The sequence below is a fragment of the Streptomyces tanashiensis genome (assembly GCF_014648895.1).
GTDB lineage: Bacteria > Actinomycetota > Actinomycetes > Streptomycetales > Streptomycetaceae > Streptomyces > Streptomyces tanashiensis.
Map to the genome: position 1 here is coordinate 253,585 of NZ_BMRZ01000009.1, position 19,130 is coordinate 272,714.

The 19,130-nt window shown below is 73.0% G+C and carries 18 protein-coding genes; 5 read left to right on the forward strand and 13 right to left on the reverse strand.

Annotated features, from left to right (window positions below):
* Nucleotides 1-94 precede the first annotated feature (94 nt).
* From IE237_RS25755 to infC, 5 genes are all read right to left on the reverse strand, one after another.
* On the reverse strand, nucleotides 95-1,237 hold the full coding sequence (locus tag IE237_RS25755) for a sensor histidine kinase (protein WP_189804489.1): 1,143 nt from the start codon (nucleotides 1,235-1,237) through the stop codon (nucleotides 95-97).
* Nucleotides 1,238-1,318: 81 nt separating this feature from the next.
* The gene (locus IE237_RS25760) at nucleotides 1,319-2,158 is read right to left on the reverse strand and encodes a TrmH family RNA methyltransferase (protein WP_189804490.1); all 840 of its coding nucleotides are present in this window, start codon (nucleotides 2,156-2,158) and stop codon (nucleotides 1,319-1,321) included.
* Between the two features lie 144 nt (nucleotides 2,159-2,302).
* A complete protein-coding gene (rplT, locus tag IE237_RS25765; protein ID WP_017241732.1) occupies nucleotides 2,303-2,689 on the reverse strand; it encodes a 50S ribosomal protein L20 in 387 nt (128 codons plus the stop codon).
* Between the two features lie 106 nt (nucleotides 2,690-2,795).
* The gene (rpmI, locus tag IE237_RS25770; protein ID WP_015032399.1) at nucleotides 2,796-2,990 is read right to left on the reverse strand and encodes a 50S ribosomal protein L35; all 195 of its coding nucleotides are present in this window, start codon (nucleotides 2,988-2,990) and stop codon (nucleotides 2,796-2,798) included.
* Nucleotides 2,991-3,113: 123 nt separating this feature from the next.
* Nucleotides 3,114-3,788, reverse strand: coding sequence for a translation initiation factor IF-3 (gene infC / locus IE237_RS25775; protein WP_189804491.1), 675 nt, complete (start codon nucleotides 3,786-3,788; stop codon nucleotides 3,114-3,116).
* A 329-nt stretch (nucleotides 3,789-4,117) separates the two neighbouring features.
* On the opposite strand from infC, the gene IE237_RS25780 reads away from it, so the two are divergent.
* On the forward strand, nucleotides 4,118-4,486 hold the full coding sequence (locus IE237_RS25780; protein WP_189804492.1) for a DUF1844 domain-containing protein: 369 nt from the start codon (nucleotides 4,118-4,120) through the stop codon (nucleotides 4,484-4,486).
* 3 nt (nucleotides 4,487-4,489) lie between these two features.
* Here the strand turns inward: IE237_RS25780 and IE237_RS25785 are convergent, their stop codons facing one another.
* Genes IE237_RS25785 through IE237_RS25795 form a run of 3 tightly spaced genes read right to left on the reverse strand, consistent with a single transcriptional unit; the run spans nucleotide 4,490 to nucleotide 7,326 of the window.
* Nucleotides 4,490-5,221, reverse strand: a complete 732-nt coding sequence (locus tag IE237_RS25785; RefSeq protein ID WP_189804493.1) for an SseB family protein — start codon at nucleotides 5,219-5,221, stop codon at nucleotides 4,490-4,492.
* Nucleotides 5,222-5,266: 45 nt separating this feature from the next.
* Nucleotides 5,267-6,448, reverse strand: a complete 1,182-nt coding sequence (gene mycP / locus IE237_RS25790) for a type VII secretion-associated serine protease mycosin (RefSeq protein ID WP_189804494.1) — start codon at nucleotides 6,446-6,448, stop codon at nucleotides 5,267-5,269.
* Entirely contained in the window at nucleotides 6,445-7,326 is an 882-nt protein-coding gene (locus IE237_RS25795; RefSeq protein ID WP_229842883.1) for a hypothetical protein, read from the reverse strand. Before IE237_RS25795 ends, mycP begins: the two co-directional genes overlap by 4 nt.
* Before the next feature lie 1,033 nt (nucleotides 7,327-8,359).
* Here IE237_RS25795 and IE237_RS25800 point away from each other — a divergent pair.
* Nucleotides 8,360-9,562: an amino acid deaminase/aldolase gene (locus IE237_RS25800; protein ID WP_189804495.1), complete on the forward strand. Its 1,203-nt coding sequence runs from the start codon at nucleotides 8,360-8,362 to the stop codon at nucleotides 9,560-9,562.
* A 13-nt stretch (nucleotides 9,563-9,575) separates the two neighbouring features.
* Here IE237_RS25800 and IE237_RS25805 read toward each other — a convergent pair whose 3' ends face one another.
* The 4 genes from IE237_RS25805 to IE237_RS25820 form a co-directional block, all read right to left on the reverse strand.
* On the reverse strand, nucleotides 9,576-10,856 hold the full coding sequence (locus tag IE237_RS25805; protein ID WP_189804496.1) for a haloacid dehalogenase-like hydrolase: 1,281 nt from the start codon (nucleotides 10,854-10,856) through the stop codon (nucleotides 9,576-9,578).
* A gap of 81 nt (nucleotides 10,857-10,937) precedes the next feature.
* A complete protein-coding gene (locus IE237_RS25810) occupies nucleotides 10,938-11,723 on the reverse strand; it encodes a 3-oxoacyl-ACP reductase (protein WP_189804497.1) in 786 nt (261 codons plus the stop codon).
* 5 nt (nucleotides 11,724-11,728) lie between these two features.
* Nucleotides 11,729-13,084 carry an aldehyde dehydrogenase family protein gene (locus IE237_RS25815; RefSeq protein WP_189804498.1) on the reverse strand — a complete coding sequence of 452 codons (1,356 nt, stop codon included), beginning with the start codon at nucleotides 13,082-13,084 and terminating at the stop codon, nucleotides 11,729-11,731.
* A gap of 39 nt (nucleotides 13,085-13,123) precedes the next feature.
* Entirely contained in the window at nucleotides 13,124-14,488 is a 1,365-nt protein-coding gene (locus IE237_RS25820) for a glutamine synthetase family protein (RefSeq protein WP_189804499.1), read from the reverse strand.
* Nucleotides 14,489-14,577: 89 nt separating this feature from the next.
* Between IE237_RS25820 and IE237_RS25825 the strand changes: the two genes are divergently transcribed.
* From IE237_RS25825 to IE237_RS25835, 3 genes are all read left to right on the forward strand, one after another.
* A complete protein-coding gene (locus IE237_RS25825; protein ID WP_189804500.1) occupies nucleotides 14,578-15,306 on the forward strand; it encodes a FadR/GntR family transcriptional regulator in 729 nt (242 codons plus the stop codon).
* 118 nt (nucleotides 15,307-15,424) lie between these two features.
* The gene (gene eat, locus IE237_RS25830) at nucleotides 15,425-16,858 is read left to right on the forward strand and encodes an ethanolamine permease (RefSeq protein ID WP_189804501.1); all 1,434 of its coding nucleotides are present in this window, start codon (nucleotides 15,425-15,427) and stop codon (nucleotides 16,856-16,858) included.
* Between the two features lie 34 nt (nucleotides 16,859-16,892).
* A complete protein-coding gene (locus IE237_RS25835; protein ID WP_189804502.1) occupies nucleotides 16,893-17,573 on the forward strand; it encodes a gamma-glutamyl-gamma-aminobutyrate hydrolase family protein in 681 nt (226 codons plus the stop codon).
* A gap of 101 nt (nucleotides 17,574-17,674) precedes the next feature.
* Here IE237_RS25835 and IE237_RS25840 read toward each other — a convergent pair whose 3' ends face one another.
* Nucleotides 17,675-19,105 (reverse strand): purine-cytosine permease family protein, encoded by a 1,431-nt coding sequence (locus IE237_RS25840; RefSeq protein WP_189804503.1) that lies wholly within the window; start codon nucleotides 19,103-19,105, stop codon nucleotides 17,675-17,677.
* Nucleotides 19,106-19,130 lie beyond the last annotated feature (25 nt).

Below are 19,130 nucleotides of genomic sequence, written 5' to 3' on the forward strand. Positions count from 1 at the left end.
CCAAAGGACGAGTCTAACGGGGCGCGGGGACGCGAATGAGCCCGTGGGCGACCCGGGCGGCTCCTGATCTCGTACGGTCTCGACTGCTGAGACGTCAGAGAAGGTGGGCCGGGGTGCCGACGGGCAGGATAAATCGGAACTCGGCCCCGCCACGGGGGCCCCGTCCGACGGTGATGGTGCCGCCGTGGGCCTCGACGACGCCCTTGACGATGTAGAGGCCGAGGCCGGTCCCGCCGCGTTTGCTCCCCCGCCAGAAGCGGGTGAAGACGCGGCTCATCGACGCTTCGGGGATACCGGGTCCCTCGTCGCTCACGGTGACCTCCGTCCCCTCTTCTCCGTCGTCGCCCAGCGTGGTGGGTGCCACCTCGATGGTGACGGTTCCTTCGCCGTGGCGCACCGCATTTTCCAGGAGGTTCCCGAGGATCTGGTCGATCTTGTCGGGGTCGGCCCAGAGCGCGGGCAGCTGTGGCCTGATCCGTACGAAGAAACGGTCCGGGGACTCGCCGCCGGTGGTGTGCACCTGGATGTGGCGGCCGACGGCGGCGGCGATGTCGACGGGCTGGCGGCGCACTTCGAGGCGGCCGGAGTCGATCCGGGAGATGTCGAGGAGCTCGGCGATGAGCCGCTTGATGCGGCCCGCGTCGGCGTCGACCGTCTCCAGCATGAGCCGCTTCTGCTCGTCGTTGAACCGCTCCCACTTGTCGAGGAGGGTGGCGGTGAAGCCCTTCACCGAGGTGAGCGGCGAGCGCAGTTCATGGGCGACGGTGGCGATGAGCTCGGCGTGGCTGCGCTCGGTGCGGCGGCGGGCCTCGGTGCCGCGCAGGGAGACCACGACCCGGCGGACCGGCCCGGTGGGGTGCTCGCGGACGTACCGGGCGGAGACGAGGACCTCGCGGCCGCCGGGGAGCAGCAGGTTGCGCTCGGGCTGGCCGCGGCGGGTCGAGAGGCCGCCGTACGGGTCGGTCAGCGTCCACCAGCGCTGCCCCTTGAGGTCCTCCAGGGGCAGCGCCTGGTCGAGGGGGAGGCCGAGGGCTCGCTCTCCGGGGACGTCGGTGATGCGGCGGGCGGCGGCGTTGAAGCAGACGACGCGGCCGGTCTCGTCGGCGATGACGAGACCGTCGGGCAGGTCGTCGGGGTCGAGGCCGGCGAATCCGGCCGCCGCCGCGGGGCCGGGCGGCTCCGGGGCGTGCGGCGCGGCGCTCCGTGCCTGTGCGGGACTGTCCGTGCCGACCGTCATCCCCGTTCCCCACCCCTCCGTGTAGCGCAGTGGGCCCCCGAGTGCGTCACTCTACTGGGCGGGGAGGGCGGAATGGACCCCTCAGGCGGAGGTTCGGGGGCGCTGGGCGCGGGCGGAGGCGTACAGGCAGACCGCGGCGGCGGTGGCGAGGTTGAGGCTCTCGGCCTTGCCGTGGATCGGGACGCGGACGACGGCGTCGGCGAGCGCCCGGGTCTCCTCGGGCAGCCCCCAGGCCTCGTTGCCGAAGATCCAGGCGGTGGGCCCGCCCATGGTGCCGGCGTCCAGCTCGTCGTCGAGGTCGTCCTGGCCTGCGCCGTCGGCGGCGAGGATCCGTACGCCCGCGCTCTTGAGTCCGGCGACGGCCTGCTCGACGGGGACGCCGACGGCCACCGGGAGGTGGAAGAGGGAGCCGACGGAGGCGCGGACGGACTTGGGGTTGTAGAGGTCCACGGAGGCGTCGGTGAGGACGACGGCGTCGGCGCCGGCCGCGTCGGCGCAGCGCAGGACGGTGCCGGCGTTCCCGGGGTCGCGGACGTGCGCGAGGACGGCGACCAGCTTGGGCCGGGCGGCGATGATCTCCTCGAACGGCGAGTCGAGGAAGCGGCAGACGCCGACGAGGCCCTGCGGGGTGACGGTCTGGGAGACCTCGGCGAGGACGGCGTCGGAGGCGAAGTGGACGCGGGCGCCGGCGGCGCGGGCGGCGTCGACGATGGCGGCGTAGCGCTCGGCGGCCTCGACGGTGGTGAACAGCTCGACGAGGGTGGGCTCTCCGCCGGAGCCGCGGTGCTCGACGGCCTCGCGGACGGCCTGCGGGCCCTCGGCGATGAAGAGGCGGTCCTTGCCCCGGAAGTTGCGCTTGGCGAGCCGCCGGGCGGCGACGACGCGCGGGGAACGCGGGGAGATCAGCTCGGGGGTGGACATGTGCCTGCGGCTCTCTGACTCGTCGGGTACGGCGGCGGGGGCCCGATCCGACATGATCGCCAGTCGGGCCCTGGTGCGGTCAACGCGCCGGACCCGCAGGCGCGAGGCCTGCGGGTCCGGGCAGAAGTACTGCGGCCTGGAAGATCAGGCGGCGGCCTTCGGGGCGTTGACGTCGGCCGGGAGGGCCTTCTGCGCGACCTCGACCAGCGCGGCGAACGCGTTGATGTCGTTGACGGCCAGCTCGGCGAGGATCTTGCGGTCCACCTCGATGTTGGCGGCCTTCAGACCCTGGATGAGGCGGTTGTACGTCATGCCGTTCTGGCGGGCAGCGGCGTTGATGCGCTGGATCCACAGCTGACGGAAGTCGCCCTTGCGCTTCTTGCGGTCGTTGTAGTTGTAGACCAGAGAGTGGGTGACCTGCTCCTTGGCCTTGCGGTACAGGCGCGAACGCTGACCGCGGTAGCCGGAGGCCGCCTCGAGGATCGCCCGGCGCTTCTTGTGGGCGTTGACTGCCCGCTTGACGCGTGCCACTTGTTAACTCCTTGTAGCGGGGTCGTGGTTGGACTCACACGACCCGAAAAACGAATGGGTCCCGGACTTGGCCGGAAGCCCCCGTCACCGAGGGCAGGTGATCAGATCAGATGCCCAGCATCTTCTTGATCTTGGCCGCGTCGCCCGGGGCCATCTCGGCGTTGCCGGTGAGGCGACGCGTCAGCTTGGACGACTTGTGCTCGAGCAGGTGGCGCTTGCCGGCGCGCTCGCGCAGGATCTTGCCGGAGCCGGTGACCTTGAAGCGCTTCTTGGCACCGGAGTGCGTCTTGTTCTTCGGCATCGCGCCGTATCTCCTCGTCAGTGGCGCTCCCCCCGGTGCGGGCACCGGACATCCGGGAGCGTCAATTCTTCGTTTGGTGGTTCCGGGCGGGGCCCGGGGCTGCCTGGGTGGCAGCCCGGAGGGTCACGCCTCGGGGGTCTCGGCCGGAGCGTCGGCCGGAGCCTCCGCGACCGGAGCCTCGGACGTCTCCTCGGCGGAGACACCCTGACGCTCGGCCTTGCGTGCGGCCTGGGCCTCACGCGCCTCGGCCATGGCCTCGGTCTTCTTCTTGTGCGGACCGAGAACCATGATCATGTTCCGGCCGTCCTGCTTCGGGTTGGACTCGATGAAGCCAAGCTCCTCGACGTCCGACGCCAGCCGCTGCAGCAGTCGGAAACCAAGCTCGGGACGGGACTGCTCACGACCACGGAACATGATCGTGATCTTGACCTTGTCACCCTGCTTGAGGAACCGGACGACGTGACCCTTCTTGGTGTCGTAGTCGTGCGGGTCGATCTTCGGCCGGAGCTTCATCTCCTTGATGACCGTGTGCGCCTGGTTCTTGCGCGCCTCACGGGCCTTCATGGCCGACTCGTACTTGAACTTCCCGTAGTCCATGAGCTTGCACACGGGCGGACGGGCGTTCGCCGCGACCTCGACCAGGTCGAGGTCGTACTCCTGTGCGAGCTCCAGGGCCTTGGCAAGCGGAACAATCCCGACCTGCTCGCCGCTGGGTCCGACAAGTCGCACCTCGGGAACGCGAATCCTGTCGTTGATGCGGGGCTCGGCGCTGATGGATCCTCCTCGGTAGCACCACACGACCGCCTGGCGGACGGACGCGCAACGTCTGTTTCTGAGACCAACCGAGCCGGCACATGAAAAACGCCCCGGAACAGTACACAGGCGGGGCTCCACAGAAAACCGGAGCACCACCACGGTGAACCGCGGGGCGCACATCGGGCGGCTCCATCGTCCGTACGGAACGATGGGCGCCACCTGACCGGTGACCCGCCACCCGTGAGGGTGGTCAGGTGGGAGTACGGAGCCTCCACTTGTGGGCCGGACACGCAGATGTCCGGCCGGTCGTTACACAAGGTTAGCAGGACCCGGCGGTCGGCGCGAACCGTACGTCCGCTTATCGTGTGGGCATGAGCGAGACGCCCCAGAACGAGTCCACGGACTCCCCCGACTTCGAAAGCATGACCCGCGACATCGCGGAGGTCCCCGCCGTCGAGGTGATCGTGACCGTCGCCGTCAACCTGATGAGCGCCGCCGCCGTGAAGCTCGGGCTCACCGAGGAGGGCGAGAAGCACAAGGACCTCGACGAGGCGCGCAAGCTGATCCACGCGCTCGCGGGCCTCCTCGACGCCGGCGCGACGGAGGTCTCCTCCTTCCACGCGGCTCCCCTGCGGGACGGCCTGAAGTCCCTCCAGCTCGCCTTCCGCGAGGCCTCCCTGATCCCGGACGAGCCGGGCCAGGGTCCGGGCGAGAAGTACACCGGTCCGGTGTACGGCTAGGAACTACCTCACGTAAAAGGGCTCGCCCGGAGGCGTGGCCGAGGCCGGCAGGAGTGCCAGGTCGAGGCCCCGCACCAGGCGGGCCCTCAGTGTTTCGTCGGCGGCCAGGGCGCGGGCCACGCGCTGGGCGGCCTCCGCCGCGGAGGCGTCCTCGGCGAGGACGAGGGCGACGGTGCCGTCGGCGGTGCCGGGCCCCAGGTGGGCGCGGAGCACCGCGGGCTCGGCGGCCACGACGGCGCGCACGGCTTCCCGCACGGCCGGGTCGTCGAGCGGGTCGGTGCTGGAGCGGCCCTCGGCGAGGGCGAGCAGGGCGGAGCCGGTCACCTGGTACGGCACGGGGCCGGCCAGGTCCAGGACCAGGGTGTCGGCCTTCTCGTGGACGAGCGCGGCGAGCGCCTGCCGGGTGGGGACGGCCACGGGGCGGGCCTGAGGGTCCCACAGGGCGAGCGCGGCGATCGAGGTGAACGCGGGCAGGGCCCGCCGGTCGCCGGCCGTGAGGGTGGGGACGGCCATGTCGCTCGTCTTCTCCTGCTTCAGGCCCGTCTCGGGGTCGATCTCGACCTCGCCGAGGACGGCGACCACGGGGACGAGCAGCCGGGCCTCCTTCAGTGCTTCGAGGACGGGCCCGTGGGCGGTTCTGTCCTCCGCCCAGGCCGCCAGGGCCGCGGCGAGCCGCGGGTCGGCGGTGCCGTCGTCTTCGGAGAAACCGGGGTCCGGGATGTTCTTGAGCGCCACGCACCGAGCCTAACCGCCGGGCCCGGTCTCCCGGACACCCCCTGGTCAGGAGGACCGGTGGGAGCGCCGGACCATCACGGCGATGAGGAGCAGCAGGGCGCCGAGTCCGCCGGCGACGGGGGCGAGCAGGCCGAGGGGGCGGCTCTCCTCGACGGCGGCGACGGGGCCGGGCCCGAAGTACCGGCCCTGGTGGCCGGTGGCGGTGTTCTTGGGGTCGCCGCCCTTGATCCGGTCCCCGGCGGCGATCGCGGCGGCCGGGTCGACCGTCCCGTACCCCTTGGCGTCGCTGCGTCCGCCCTTCGGCCGGTTGCGGGCGGTGTCGATGAGCAGCCGCTTGATCTGGGCCGGGGTGAGGTCGGGGTGCGCGGAGCGGACGAGGGCGACGGCACCGGAGACGAACGCGGCGGCGGCGCTGGTGCCCCAGCCCTCGTAGTAGCGGCGGTCGGGGTCGGCGATGACGATGTCGTCGCCGGGGGCGCTGACGGTGGCGTACCAGCGGCGGGTGGAGAAGGAGGCGTGGGTGCCGTAGCGGTCGACGGCGGTGACCGCGATGACGCCGGGGTAGGCCGCGGGGTACGAGATGTGGTCGCCCTTCTCGCCGCCGTTGCCGGCGGAGGCGACGACGGAGACGCCCTTGGCGAGGGCGTACTGGACGGCGGCGTCCTCGCCCGCGTCGGGGTGGGCGGACTTGGAGTCGTCGCCGAGGGAGAGGTTGATGACGTCGGCGCCGTGGTCGGCGGCCCAGCGGATGCCTTCGGCGAGGGCGGTGCCCCGGCTCTTGCGGGCCTTGTCGCGGGAGGTGTCGGTGGACTCGAGGATGACCCGCACGGGGAGGATCCGGACGTCGGGGGCGACGCCGAGGACGCCGTCCTGGGCGCCGGGCCCGTGGCCGTGCCCGGCGATGATGCCGGCCATGGCCGTGCCGTGCCGGGCCCAGGCGCGGTCGCCCTTCGAGGCCCCGAAGCCGACGAGGTCGCGTCCGGCGAGGACGGAGCCGGAGAGGTCCGGGTGGTCGGCGTCGACGCCGGTGTCGAGGACGGCGACGGTGATGCCCTTGCCCTGGGTGGTGCGCCAGGCCTCCGTGGTGTGGAGGGCTTCGAGGCCCCACTGACGGGCCCGGATGGTGTCGGCGTGCGCGGGGGCGGTGGTGGCGGGCAGGACGGAGAAGGCGGCGGCGAGCAGGGCGACCGCGCCGCCGCGGGTCCGGCGGTGGGTGGGTCGGATCACCGGGCGTTCTCCTTGCCGGCCGAGGTGGCGGCCGTGCGCAGCAGTCGTACGAGGCGTTCGGTGATGCCCTTGGCCTCGTGGCCGAGGCCGGACTGGGCGGTGGCGTCGGTACGGTTCGCGGTCATGGCCCGGTCGGCGGGCACGGGGCCGCCGTCGATCTTCCGGCCGTCGGCGAAGCCGGAGACGGCGGTGACGACGACGGGGAGGTCGGCGGGGGCGTTCAGCCACCAGGCGGCGCGCTGGGGGGCGCCGAAGCGTTCGGCGACGGTGCCGGGTCCGGCGAGGGCCGGGGGGACGTCCGTGCCGAGGCGGATGGTGAGGTCCTGGCCGAGGGTGCGCTGGGTGGTGGCGTCGGCGCGGGTGAAGACGAGGCCGACGGTGATCACGCTGCTGGCGGTGGCGTCGGTGTAGGTGGCGCGCAGGACGCGTTCGCAGCCGAGGGGCCGGACGGTGGCGAGGAGGCCCTTGGCGAGCACGGCGGAGGTGCAGGGGGCGTCGGGGGCGACGACGATCCGGGTCCAGGTGCGTGCGGCGCCGCCGGGGCCGGCGCCGGGGCCGGCGAGGGTGCGGGGGAAGAGGGTGTCGACGGGGGCGTTGTGCCAGAGGTCCTTCGCCTCGGTGTACCCGACGGGTTCGACGGGCTTGCCGGGCTCGGCGGCGGCGAGCCACACGCCGGCGAGGGCGCCGCCGATGAGTCCGAACCCGAGCACGGCGCAGAGGGCGGCCGCGAGGGTCCGCCCGGTACGCCGCTCGCGCACGGGCCGCAGCCGTGTGGTGACCTCGACGGGTGCCTCGGGCGGCAGGGCACCGGGGCCGTAGGAGTGGCCGTACGGGGGGAGGCTCCGCGACCGCACGGACCCGGCGACGGGTGCGCCCATACCGGCGTCCGCCGGTCCGGCGGACACGGCCGCGGGCCTGACGGGGGCGGCCGGTCCGGCGGACCCCGCAGTAGGCCTGACGGGGGCGGCCGGTCCCGCGGACCCTGCTGCAGGCCGTACGGGCCCGCCGGCGGACTCACGGGGACCGGCCGCGGGCCAGGCGGGGGCAGCGGTGGGGCGCCTGGGGGCGTCGGCGGGGGCGGGTACGGGCCGGGCGGGGTCGGCTGCCGGCCGGGCGGGGTCGGCTGCCGGCCGGGCGGGGGCGCTCGTCGCCCCGGCGGGGGCCGTCGCGGGCCGGGGCGGAACCGCCGTCGCGCCGGGGGCGGTGGTCGCGGGACGGGCAGGACCGGCCGGGCGCCCGGCCGGGGCGGCCACAGGCCGGGGCGGGACGGACGGCATGGCGGTCGAAGGGTGCGGCGCGGGCGCGGCAGCCTGCGCAGGGGCGGCCGGGACGGACGGTGCCGGTGCAGCCGCGGCGGGCCGTGCAGGCGCGGCCGTGGCCGGGACGTGCTGCGCGGCAGCCTGCGCGGGCGCGGCCGAGACGGACGGTGCCGGTGCAGCCGGGACCGGCTGCGCGGCGGGCCGTGCAGGCGCGGGCGCGGCAGGGACGTGCTGCGCGGCAGCCTGCGCGGGCGCGGCCGAGACGGACGGTGCCGGTGCAGGCGCGACCGGCTGCGAGGCGGGCCGTGCAGGCGCGGCCGGGACGGACGGTGCCGGTGCAGCCGGGACGGGCTGCGGCGCGGGCGCGGCCGGGGCAGGCTGCGTCGGTCGTGGCGTCGGGGGCGGGCCCTGGGGTGGCGGGTCCGTCGGGGAGATCGGGCGGAGGCGGGTCGTCGTCTCCACCGCCGGGAGATCCGTGGCCTCCGGGGCCCGGAGCAGGGCGTCCGTGATGCGCGAGGCCGTGGGGCGGTGCTCGCCGGTCATCCCCGTCCCCCCGCTCGTGTCGACAATGCCCGTCACTCTACGGGCTGTTCCCCCGCGCACGGGAACCCAGGGGCTACCCACCCTCAAACCGGTCTGGCAAGCTCGGGCCATGACTCCCCGTGCCGCCGACCGGGCCCGTTACGACCGGGCCACCGCTCATCTCGACGCGCCGGTGGCGATCGTCGACCTGGAGGCCTTCGACGACAACGCGGCGGACCTCGTGCGCCGGGCCGGGGGCAAGCCGATCCGGGTGGCGAGCAAGTCGGTGCGGTGCCGGGCGCTGCTCGAACGGGTCCTCGCGCGGGACGGGTTCGCCGGGATCATGTCGTTCACGCTCGACGAGTCCCTGTGGCTGGCGCGGGCCGGCTTCGAGGACGTCCTCCTCGCGTACCCCTCCGCCGACCGCGCCGGGTTCGGGGAGCTCGCGCGGGATCCGAAGCTCGCCGCCGCCGTGACCGTGATGGTGGACGACGTGGCGCAGCTCGATCTGATCGACGCGGCCCGCGCGGGCGGGACGGAGGAGGTGCGGGTCTGTCTGGAGCTGGACACCGCGCTCCATCTGCTCGGCGGGCGGGTACGGGTCGGGGCGCGGCGCTCACCGCTGAGGGAGCCTGCCCAGCTGGCCGAGCTGGCCCGTTCGGTGGTGCGGCGGCCCGGCTTCCGGCTGGTCGGGATCATGGCGTACGAGGGGCATGTGGCGGGCGTCGGCGACGCCGTCGCGGGCCGGCCGCTGCGCTCGCGGGCGATCCGGCTGATGCAGTCCGCCGCCCGCAAGGAGCTGGCGGAGCGCAGGGCGGCCGTGGTGCGGGCCGTGCGGGCGGTGGCGCCGGAGCTGGAGTTCGTGAACGGCGGCGGCACGGGCAGCGTGCAGCACACGGCCGCCGAGGACGCGGTGACGGAGATCGCGGCCGGTTCGGGCCTCTTCGTGCCGCGCCTCTTCGACAACTACACGTCCTTCAGCGGACGCCCGGCCGCGCTCTTCGCGCAGCCGGTGGTCCGCCGCCCCGGTGTGGGGGTGGTGACGGTGCTCGGCGGCGGGTACCCGGCGTCGGGTGCCGCGGGCCCGGACCGGCTGCCCGTCCCGTATCTGCCGGAGGGGCTCCGGTACGACCCGCAGGAGGGTCCGGGCGAGGTGCAGACCCCGCTGCTCGGCTCCCCCGCCGACGATCTCCGGATCGGCGACAAGGTCTGGTTCCGGCACGCCAAGGCCGGGGAGCTGTGCGAGCGGTTCGAGAGCCTGCACCTGGTCGAGGGGGATCGCGTCACGGCGACCGTGCCCACGTACCGGGGCGAGGGCATGACCTTCCTCTAGAACGCCGTGTCCGCTAGAACACCGTGTCCGCCTGGTCCGGGACGATGCTGCCGTCGGTGCGCCGGACCGGCCCGGCGGTGCCGTCGCTCGCCGTCCAGCCGGTGGTGGAGCAGGGGTACGCGCTCGTCTTCCGCTTCTTCGGCTCGATGAACATGGGGTTCACGAGCCAGCGGCCGTCGCCGTTCTCGTACGCCCGGCACATGAGCTCGTTCTTGTTGCGGTTGAGGACCAGGCGCAGCCCGGTGGCGTCCCGCAGGAAGGAGATGTCGGTGTCGGAGTCGCCGGCGGCGAAGACCTGGCGGCGGGCGGCGGGCTGGACGCGCTCGGCGGCGGGTCCCCGGACGCCGAAGATCTCCTGGTTGATCCAGCAGCGCTTGCCGTCGATGTAGGTGATCATCGCGTCCTCGCCGTCCCGGACGCCGCCGCAGCCCTTGAGGTGGCTGGTGAGGCGGCCGCGGTCGGTGGTGTTGCGGATGCCGAGGGCGTGGGAGGGGTCGATGCCGACGCCCTTCGCCCAGACGTCGACGACGGGCTCGGGCGAGGCGGAGACGATCCAGACGTCGAAGCCACCGGCCTGGAGGGTGCGGATCAGGTCCCGCTGCTGGTCGTAGTAGCGGACCCAGCCGGTGACCCGCGCGGTGCCGACCTGCTGGGTGGCGCCCTGCGGGGCGGCGAGGTTCTCGGCGCGGGCGGCGGCGGCGAAGGAGGCGGCCTGGCGGGTGGTCCAGCCGTGCAGGAGCTGGGCGAGCCAGGCGTACTGGGGCTCCATGCGGCGGTGGTCGTAACCGGCGAAGGCGGTCTTCCCGCCGGTGGTGGCGCCCGAGCCGTAGACGGAGAGGAGTTCGTCGGCGCAGTCGGTGTCGGTGGCCGTGGGGAGGGTGCGTACGCCGGTGGGGCAGGCCTGTCCGAGGGCGGTCGCCGCCTCGGGGGTGAGGTGGCGGCTGGTGGTGGACCAGTCGCCGTGCTTCGGGGGCCGGATGCGGTCGTTGCGCAGCAGCCAGTAGAAGGTGGCGTCGCCGACGTCGTTCTTGATGACGGTGTTGTCCCAGTCGAAGACCGCGACGGGCTTCTTCCCGCGCCTGTCACGGTCCTCGCAGTGGTCGGCGATCAGGGCGTCGATGCGGGCCTTGTTGTCGCCGTACCAGCCCTCGGAGACCTTCAGGGTGGGGCATGCGGCGGGTCTGGCCTCGGCGTTCGCCCGGGCGTTCGCCTGGGCGTTCGTCGCGGGGAGGAGACCGGTGGCGGCGAGGGCGAGGGCGGCCGCGGCGGCGGAGCCGCGGAGCTTGTCGTTCATGATCACTCTCCTGGGTGTACGCAGGACAGCCGGGCGCCTTGCGACGCCCGGCTGTCGGGTGGGGGGATTCGAGGTGAACGGTTAGAGCGGGGTCACGTACGCGCCGGAGATGCCGCCGTCGACGAGGAAGTCGCTGGCGTTGACGAAGGAGGAGTCGTCGCTCGCGAGGAAGGCGACGGCGGCGGCGATCTCCTCGGCCTCGGCGAAGCGGCCGACGGGGATGTGGACGAGGCGGCGCGCGGCCCGCTCGGGGTCCTTGGCGAACAGTTCCTGGAGGAGCGGGGTGTTGACCGGCCCGGGGCAGAGGGCGTTGACGCGGATGCCCTCGCGGGCGAACTGGACGCCCAGCTCGCGGGACATGGCGAGGACGCCGCCCTTGGACGCGGTGTAGGAGATCTGGCTGGTGGCCGCGCCCATGATGGCGACGAAGGAGGCGGTGTTGATGATGGAGCCCTTGCCCTGGCGGCGCATGTAGGGCAGGGCGGCCTTGCAGCAGAGGTAGACGGAGGTGAGGTTGACGTCCTGGACGCGCTTCCAGGCCTCCAGGCCGGTCTCCAGGATGGAGTCGTCGTCGGGGGGCGAGATGCCGGCGTTGTTGAAGGCGATGTCGACGGAGCCGTAGGTCTCGAAGGCGGTGCGGAACAGCGCCTCGACCTCCTCCGGGTCGGTGACGTCGACCTTCACGAAGGTGCCGCCGACGGCCTCGGCGGCGGCCTTGCCGGCCACCTCGTCGATGTCGCCGCAGACGACGTTGGCGCCCTCGGAGGCGAAGCGGCGGGCGGTGGCGAGGCCGATGCCGCTGCCGGCTCCGGTGATGACGGCGGTGCGGCCGACGAGGCGGCGGCAGACGATCTCTTCGGTGGTCATGCGGTTCAGGCCTCCGTGCTGAGGAAGACGTTCTTGGTTTCGGTGAAGGCGGTCAGGGCGTCGGGGCCCAGTTCGCGGCCGAGGCCGGACTGCTGGTAGCCGCCGAACGGGGTCCAGTAGCGGACGCTGGAGTGGGAGTTGACGGAGAGGTTCCCGGCCCGGACGGCGCGGGAGGCGCGCAGGGCGCGGCCGACGTCACGGGTCCAGATCGAGCCGGACAGGCCGTACTCGGTGGCGTTGGCGAGGCGGATCGCGTCGGCCTCGTCCTCGAAGGGGAGGACGACGGCGACGGGTCCGAAGATCTCCTCGACGGCGCAGGGGGCGGTCTCGGCGACGCCGGTGAGGACGGTCGGCGGGAACCAGAAGCCGGGGCCCTCGGGGGCCTTGCCGCGGATCCCTTCGAGATCGTCGGTGACGTAGGAGCGGACGCGGTCGAGCTGGGCGCGGGAGATGAGCGGGCCCATCTGGGTGCGCTCGTCGGCGGGGTCGCCGACGACGATCTCCTCGACGGCGGGGGCGAGGAGCTCCAGGAAGCGGTCGTACGCGCTCCGCTGGACGAGGATGCGGGTGCGGGCGCAGCAGTCCTGGCCGCTGTTGTCGAGGAAGGCCATCGGCGCTGCTGCGGCGGCGGCCTCCAGGTCCGCGTCGGCGAAGACGATGTTGGGGCTCTTGCCGCCGAGTTCGAGGGTGACGCGCTTCACCTGGTCGGCGCACTTCGCCATGATCGACTTTCCGACCCGGGTGGAGCCGGTGAAGACGATCTTGGCGATGCCGGGGTGTTCGACGAGGGCGTTCCCGGCGACGGGGCCGGTGCCGGGGAGGACCTGGAAGAGGCCCTCGGGGAGACCGGCCTCCAGGGCGAGTTCGGCGAGTCGGAGCGCGGTGAGCGGGGTGGTCTCGGCCGGCTTGAGGAGGACGGCGTTGCCGGCGGCGAGGGCGGGTGCCGTGGCCCAGGCGGCGATCGGCATGGGGAAGTTCCAGGGGGCGATGACGCCGACGACCCCGAGGGGTTCGAGGATCGTGATGTCGAGGCCGCCGGCCACCGGGATCTGGCGGCCGTTGAGGCGCTCGACTCCCCCGGCGGCGAAGTCGAGCAGGTCCCGGACGTTGCCGGCCTCCCAGCGGGCGTTGCCGATGGTGTGGCCCGCCTCGGTGACCTCCAGGCGGGCCAGTTCCTCGATGTGGTCGTCGACGACGGCGGCGAAGCGGCGGAGCAGCCGGGCCCGGTCGGCGGGCGCGGCGGCGGCCCAGCCGCGCTGGGCGGCGGTGGCGCGCGCGACGGCGGCGTCGACGTCGGCCGGGGTGGCGGCGGGGACGGTGGCGACGAGTTCCTCGGTCGCCGGGTTCAGTACCTGGAGCAACTCATTCCTCTCAGAGGTGGTTCAGAGGCGTTCGAAGGCTCAGAGGCGCTCGAAGGAACGGCGCAGCTCCCAGTCGGTGACCGCCGCGTCGAAGGCGTCGAGCTCGACGCGGGCCATGTTGCGGTAGTGGGCGACGACCTCGGCGCCGAAGGCGGCCTTGGCGATCTCGCTGGTCTCCCAGAGTTCGGCGGCCTCGCGCAGGGTGGTGGGGACGTGCGCGTACTCGGCGGTGTACGCGTTCCCGGTACAGGGCGGGGGCAGTTCGAGGCGCTGCTCGATGCCGTACAGGCCGGCGGCGACCAGGCCGGCGACGGCCAGGTACGGGTTGACGTCGCCGCCGGGGAGGCGGTTCTCGAAACGGGTGGAGCGGCCGTGGCCGACGACCCGGAGCGAGCAGGTGCGGTTGTCGTGGCCCCAGGCGACGGCGGTGGGCGCGAAGGAGCCGGGCTGGAACCGCTTGTAGGAGTTGATGTTCGGGGCGTAGAGGAGGGAGAAGTCGCGGAGGGCGGCGAGCTGTCCCGCGAGGAAGTGCCGCATGGTCTCGGACATGCCGTGGGGGTCGTCCCCGGCCATCACGTTGTGCCCGTCGGCGTCCTGGAGCGAGAGGTGGATGTGACAGGAGTTGCCCTCGCGCTCGTTGTACTTCGCCATGAAGGTGAGCGAGCAGCCCTCCTGGGCGGCGATCTCCTTGGCGCCCGTCTTGTAGACGGCGTGCTGGTCGCAGGTGACGAGGGCCTCGTCGTACTTGAAGGCGATCTCGTGCTGGCCGGGGTTGCACTCGCCCTTGGCGGACTCGACGGTGAGTCCGGCGCCGGTCATCTCGTTGCGGATGCGGCGCAGGAGGGGTTCGATGCGTCCGGTACCGAGGACGGAGTAGTCGATGTTGTACTGATTGGCGGGGGTGAGGCCGCGGTAGTTCGCGTCCCAGGCCTGCTCGTAGCTGTCCTTGAAGACGATGAACTCGAGCTCGGTGCCGACGTGGGCGGTGAGGCCGAGCTCCGCGAGGCGCTCCAGCTGGCGGCGGAGGATCTGGCGGGGCGCGGCGACGACCGGGGTGCCGTCGGCCCAGGCGAGGTCGGCCGTCACCATGGCGGTGGCGTCGTTCCAGGGGAGGCGGCGGAGGGTGGTGAGGTCGGGGTGCATCGCGAAGTCGCCGTAGCCGCGGTCCCACGAGGACATCTCGTAGCCGTCGACGGTGTTCATGTCGGTGTCGACGGCGAGAAGGTAGTTGCAGCCCTCGGTGCCGTGGCCGAGGACCTCGTCCAGGAAGAACGGTGCGGCGAACCGCTTGCCCTGGAGCCGCCCCTGCATGTCGGGGAAGGCGAGGACGACGGTGTCGATCTCGCCGCTCGCGACGAGGGCACGGAGCTCCTCGACGGTGAGCGGGGGTGTGCGGTCTGCCACGGGATTGCTCCTCCTTCGGCCTGCCGGGAGCCATAAGGTATTGCGGAAGACCATTGCTTGGGAAGTGCTGGAGAAAGGGAAACGAGAACGTGGCCAGTACGAGTGAATCGGCGGACCGGCTGACGCCCGTGCTGCGGCCGGTGCGGGCGGGCAACGGATTCGAGGAGGCCCTGGAGCAGATCCTCCAGGTGGTACGCCTCGGTCTCGTGCCCGGCGGGGAGCGGCTGCCCGCCGAGCGGGAGCTCGCCGACCGGATGGGGATCAGCCGGGTGACCCTGCGCGAGGTCCTCAAGGTCCTCCAGGAGCAGGGCCTCGTGGAGAGCCGGCGCGGACGGTACGGCGGGACGTTCGTGCTGCCCCGGACGCAGACGGCCGACGAGGACGAGCTGCGCCGCCGGATCGCCACGGTCGACATGGAGGACACCCTGCGCTTCCGTGAGGTCCTGGAGGTGGGGGCCGCCGGGCTGTGCGCGGCCCACGGCCTCGACGCGGCGGGCGCCGAGCGGCTGCGGACGGCCGTCGCGGCGACCCATGACGCCCCGCTGGCCGACTACCGCCGCCAGGACACCCTGCTCCACCTCACCCTCGCGGAGCTCTCCGGCTCGCCGACCCTGACCGCCCAGTACGCCGCCGTGCGCGCGACGGTGAACGACCTGCTGGACTGCATCCCCCTGCTCGTACGCAATCTGGAGCACTCCCAGCACCAGCACACCGCCCTGGTGGAGGCGGTCCTCGACGGGGACGCGGACGCGGCGCGCGAGGTGATGCGGGAGCACTGCGCGGGCACGGCGGCGCTGCTGCGGGGCTTCCTGACCTGAGGAGGGCGTCCCCGGCGGCGTAACCCGAAAGTAACGCAGGGGGGTTGCGCTCCCCCGTCGGCCACCGCAAAGGTATGGCTCCAATCCATTGGGCCCGTTGCGGGGAGCTGACGCTGCCATGACGCTCGAAGACACCACGCCGACGAAGGACGACTACCTCGAACGCCGGGCCCTGCGCCGCGGCAGCGCCGGCTGGCTGCTGCTGACCGGGCTCGGCGTGGCGTACGTCGTGTCCGGGGACTTCTCCGGCTGGAACATCGGCCTGTCGAAGGGCGGCTTCGGCGGGCTCGCCGTCGCCACCGTCCTGATGGGCGCGATGTACGCCTGTCTGGTCTTCGCTCTCGCCGAGCTCTCCGCCATCCTGCCGACCGCGGGCGGCGGCTACGGCTTCGCCCGGCGGGCCCTGGGCACCTGGGGCGGCTTCCTCACCGGCACCGCGATCCTCATCGAGTACATCCTGGCCCCCGCCGCGATCTCCATCTTCATCGGCGACTACGTGGAGTCCCTCGGGCTCTTCGGCCTGGAGTCCGGCTGGCCGGTCTACCTGGTCTGCTTCGCGCTCTTCATCGGCATCCACCTGTGGGGCGTGGGCGAGGCGCTGCGCTTCAGCCTGATCGTCACGGCGATCGCCGTCGCGGCCCTCGTCGTCTTCGCGCTCGGCGCGTTCACCGACTTCCACGTCGACGGCCTGAACGACATCCCGGTCGACGGAGAGGCCTTCGGCTCGAACTCCTGGCTGCCGTTCGGCCTCCTCGGGATCTGGGCCGCCTTCCCCTTCGGCATGTGGTTCTTCCTCGGCGTCGAGGGGGTGCCGCTCGCCGCGGAGGAGGCGAAGGACCCGGTGCGGTCGATGCCGAGGGCGCTCGCGATCTCGATGGGCATCCTGGTGCTGCTCGCCGTCATGACCTTCTTCGCCGCCACCGGGGCGCGCGGTTCGGCCGCCGTCCAGGAGGCGGGCAACCCGCTGGTCGTGGCGCTCCAGGGCGACGGGGAGCCGACGGCGCTCAGCCGCTTCGTGAACTACGCCGGCCTCGCGGGCCTGGTCGCCTCCTTCTTCTCCCTCATCTACGCCGGGTCGCGCCAGCTGTTCGCCCTCTCCCGGGCGGGCTACCTGCCCCGGTTCCTCTCCCTGACCAGCCGCCGCAAGTCGCCGTACCTGGGGCTGCTCATCCCGGGCGCCATCGGCTTCGCCCTCGCGGCCGGGACCGGGAACGGGGCGCGGATGCTGAACATCGCGGTCTTCGGCGCCACCATCTCGTACGCCCTGATGGCGCTCTCCCACATCGTGCTGCGCCGCCGCGAGCCGGGCCTGCACCGGCCGTACCGCACGCCCGGCGGGATCGTGACCTCGTCCGTGGCCTTCGTCCTGGCCCTCTCGGCGCTGGTCGCGACCTTCCTGGTGGACCGGACGGCGGCGTTCATGGCGCTCGGGGTGTACGTGATCGCCCTCGCCTACTTCGCGTTCTACAGTCGGCATCATCTGGTGGCCAGGGCGCCCGAGGAGGAGTTCGCGGCGCTCGCCGCGGCCGAGGCCGAACTCGAACGCGACTGACCATCCGACGCTCCGCACCCGAGGAGGACGTTCCGTGACCAAGCCGCTCATCGGCGTGACCACCTACCTGGACCAGGCGCGCTGGGGGGTGTGGGACATGACCGCCGCGCTGCTTCCCGCTCAGTACCCGCGTCTCGTACGGGAGAGCGGCGGCCTCGCGGTGATGCTCCCGCCGGGCGGGCCCGAGGACGCGACGGCGGTCGTGGCCCGGCTCGACGGCCTGGTCGTCGCGGGCGGGGCGGACGTCGAGCCCGTACGGTACGGGGCCGAGCCCGACCCCCGCACCGGCCCCCCGGCCCGCGCCCGGGACACCTGGGAGCTGGCCCTGATCGACGCGGCCCTGGCCTCCGGCACCCCGCTCCTCGGCATCTGCCGGGGCATGCAGCTGCTGAACGTGGCCCTCGGCGGCACGCTGATCCAGCACCTGGACGGGCACGTGGAGGCGGTCGGAGTGATCGGCCGGCACGCGGTGAAGCCGGTGCCGGGCACGCGGTACGCCTCGCTGGTGCCCGAGCTCACCGAGGTCCCGACCTACCACCACCAGGCCGTGGACCGGCTGGGCGCGGGCCTCACGGCCTCGGCCCACGCGGAGGACGGCACGGTGGAGGCGGTGGAACTGGCCGAGCCGGCCTGGGCGCTCGGGGTGCAGTGGCACCCGGAGATGGGCGAGGACCTGCGCGTGATGCGGGGCCTGGTGGAGGCGGCGGCCGGCTAGGCGGTCGGCCGACGGACAGGAAGCGGGGCGACCGGGGTGGGCTCCGGTCGCCCCGCGGCATGCGGGGCGGGCTCGGGGGCGGCGGCCTCCGTCCCGTGGCCTCAGCTCGTCGCCGCCACCGCGCGGCGGCCGAGGAACACGTACAGGCCCGAGGCGACGGCCATGCCGACCGGCAGGGAGAGGTCGACGCCGCCGAGCGCAGAGGCGACCGGGCCGGTGTAGAGGGTGTTGACGCAGAGGGCGGCCGCGGCCACGCCCGTGATCAGGGCGAGGGCACCGGCCCGGTTGACGCCGCCGGTGAACCAGAAGGGGCTGCCGGGGCTCTCCTCCGAGAGCGCGCTGCCGTCGTACCGGTTCCGGCGCAGGAGGATGTCGGTGGCGTACACGGCCATGAGGGGACCGCTGAGGACGACGATCACCTGGAGGGCGTTGCTGACGGTGTCCAGGAAGTTGGAGACCAGCAGGCCGTAGAGGGTGAGCGCGACCGCGACGGTCCCGTCGAAGAGGACGCTGACGGTGCGTCGGATGCGCAGGCCGACGGCCTGGAGGGCGAGTCCGGCGCTGTACGCGGTCAGGGCGTTGATGGAGATCGTGCCGAGGACCAGGGCCAGCAGGAAGACGGGCACGAACCAGCCCGGCAGGATCTCCTGGAGCGCGTTCTGAGGGTCGGTCATGTCGACGGCGGTCGCCGCGAAGGCGCCGAGCGAGCAGACGACCACGCTGGGCACGAACGCGCCGAGGGCGGTCCAGCCGATGATCGCCTTCTTCGAGGCGGTGCGCGGCAGGTAGCGGGAGAAGTCGGCGCTCGTGGTGTACGAGAGCGGGCCCGAGGCGATCATCGTGGTGCCCGCGACGAGCAGGGCCCAGAGCTGGACGCCGGTGACCGGCTCGGCGGGCGTGTACGAGAAGTCGGCGTGGCGGAGGACCGCGAGCGCGACGACGGTGAACGCACCCGCCAGGGCCAGGGTGATCGGCAGGTACAGCTTGATGATCAGGGCGTGGCCGTAGACGCTGATCGCGAGGGTGAGCGCGGCGATGACCACGATCACCACCACCTTGACGGGCACGTTCGCGGTGATGCCCGCCTTCTCGACCAGTGCGAAGGCGGCGGTCGCGGCGGCGGCGAGGTTGAGCGCGAAGTAGCAGACGGAGACCAGCCAGCCACCGATCGCGTTGTTCACCCGGTTGCCGATGACGCCGTACAGGGCGCGGGTGATCACCTCGCTCGGCGCGCCCGCGGCCGGTCCCGAGGTGGCGAGGAGTCCGGTCAGCACCCAGAAGAGATTGCCCACGACGATCACGCCGACGGCCTGCCAGAGGCTCAGGCCCATCAGGACGAGGGCGCCGCCGATGACGAGGCTGAGGTAGTTGACGTTCGCCGCGGCCCACACGGAGAAGAGCTCGCGCGGATGTCCGTGGCGCTCGCTGTCGGGGATGTGATCGATGCCGTGGGCCTCGATGCGGCCGGGCCGGTCGACCGGCGGGGTGACCTCGGCGCGGGCGGCGCCGTGGTCGGGGATCGTGGAAGCCATGCGGCCCTCCGGATGCGTGTGTGCC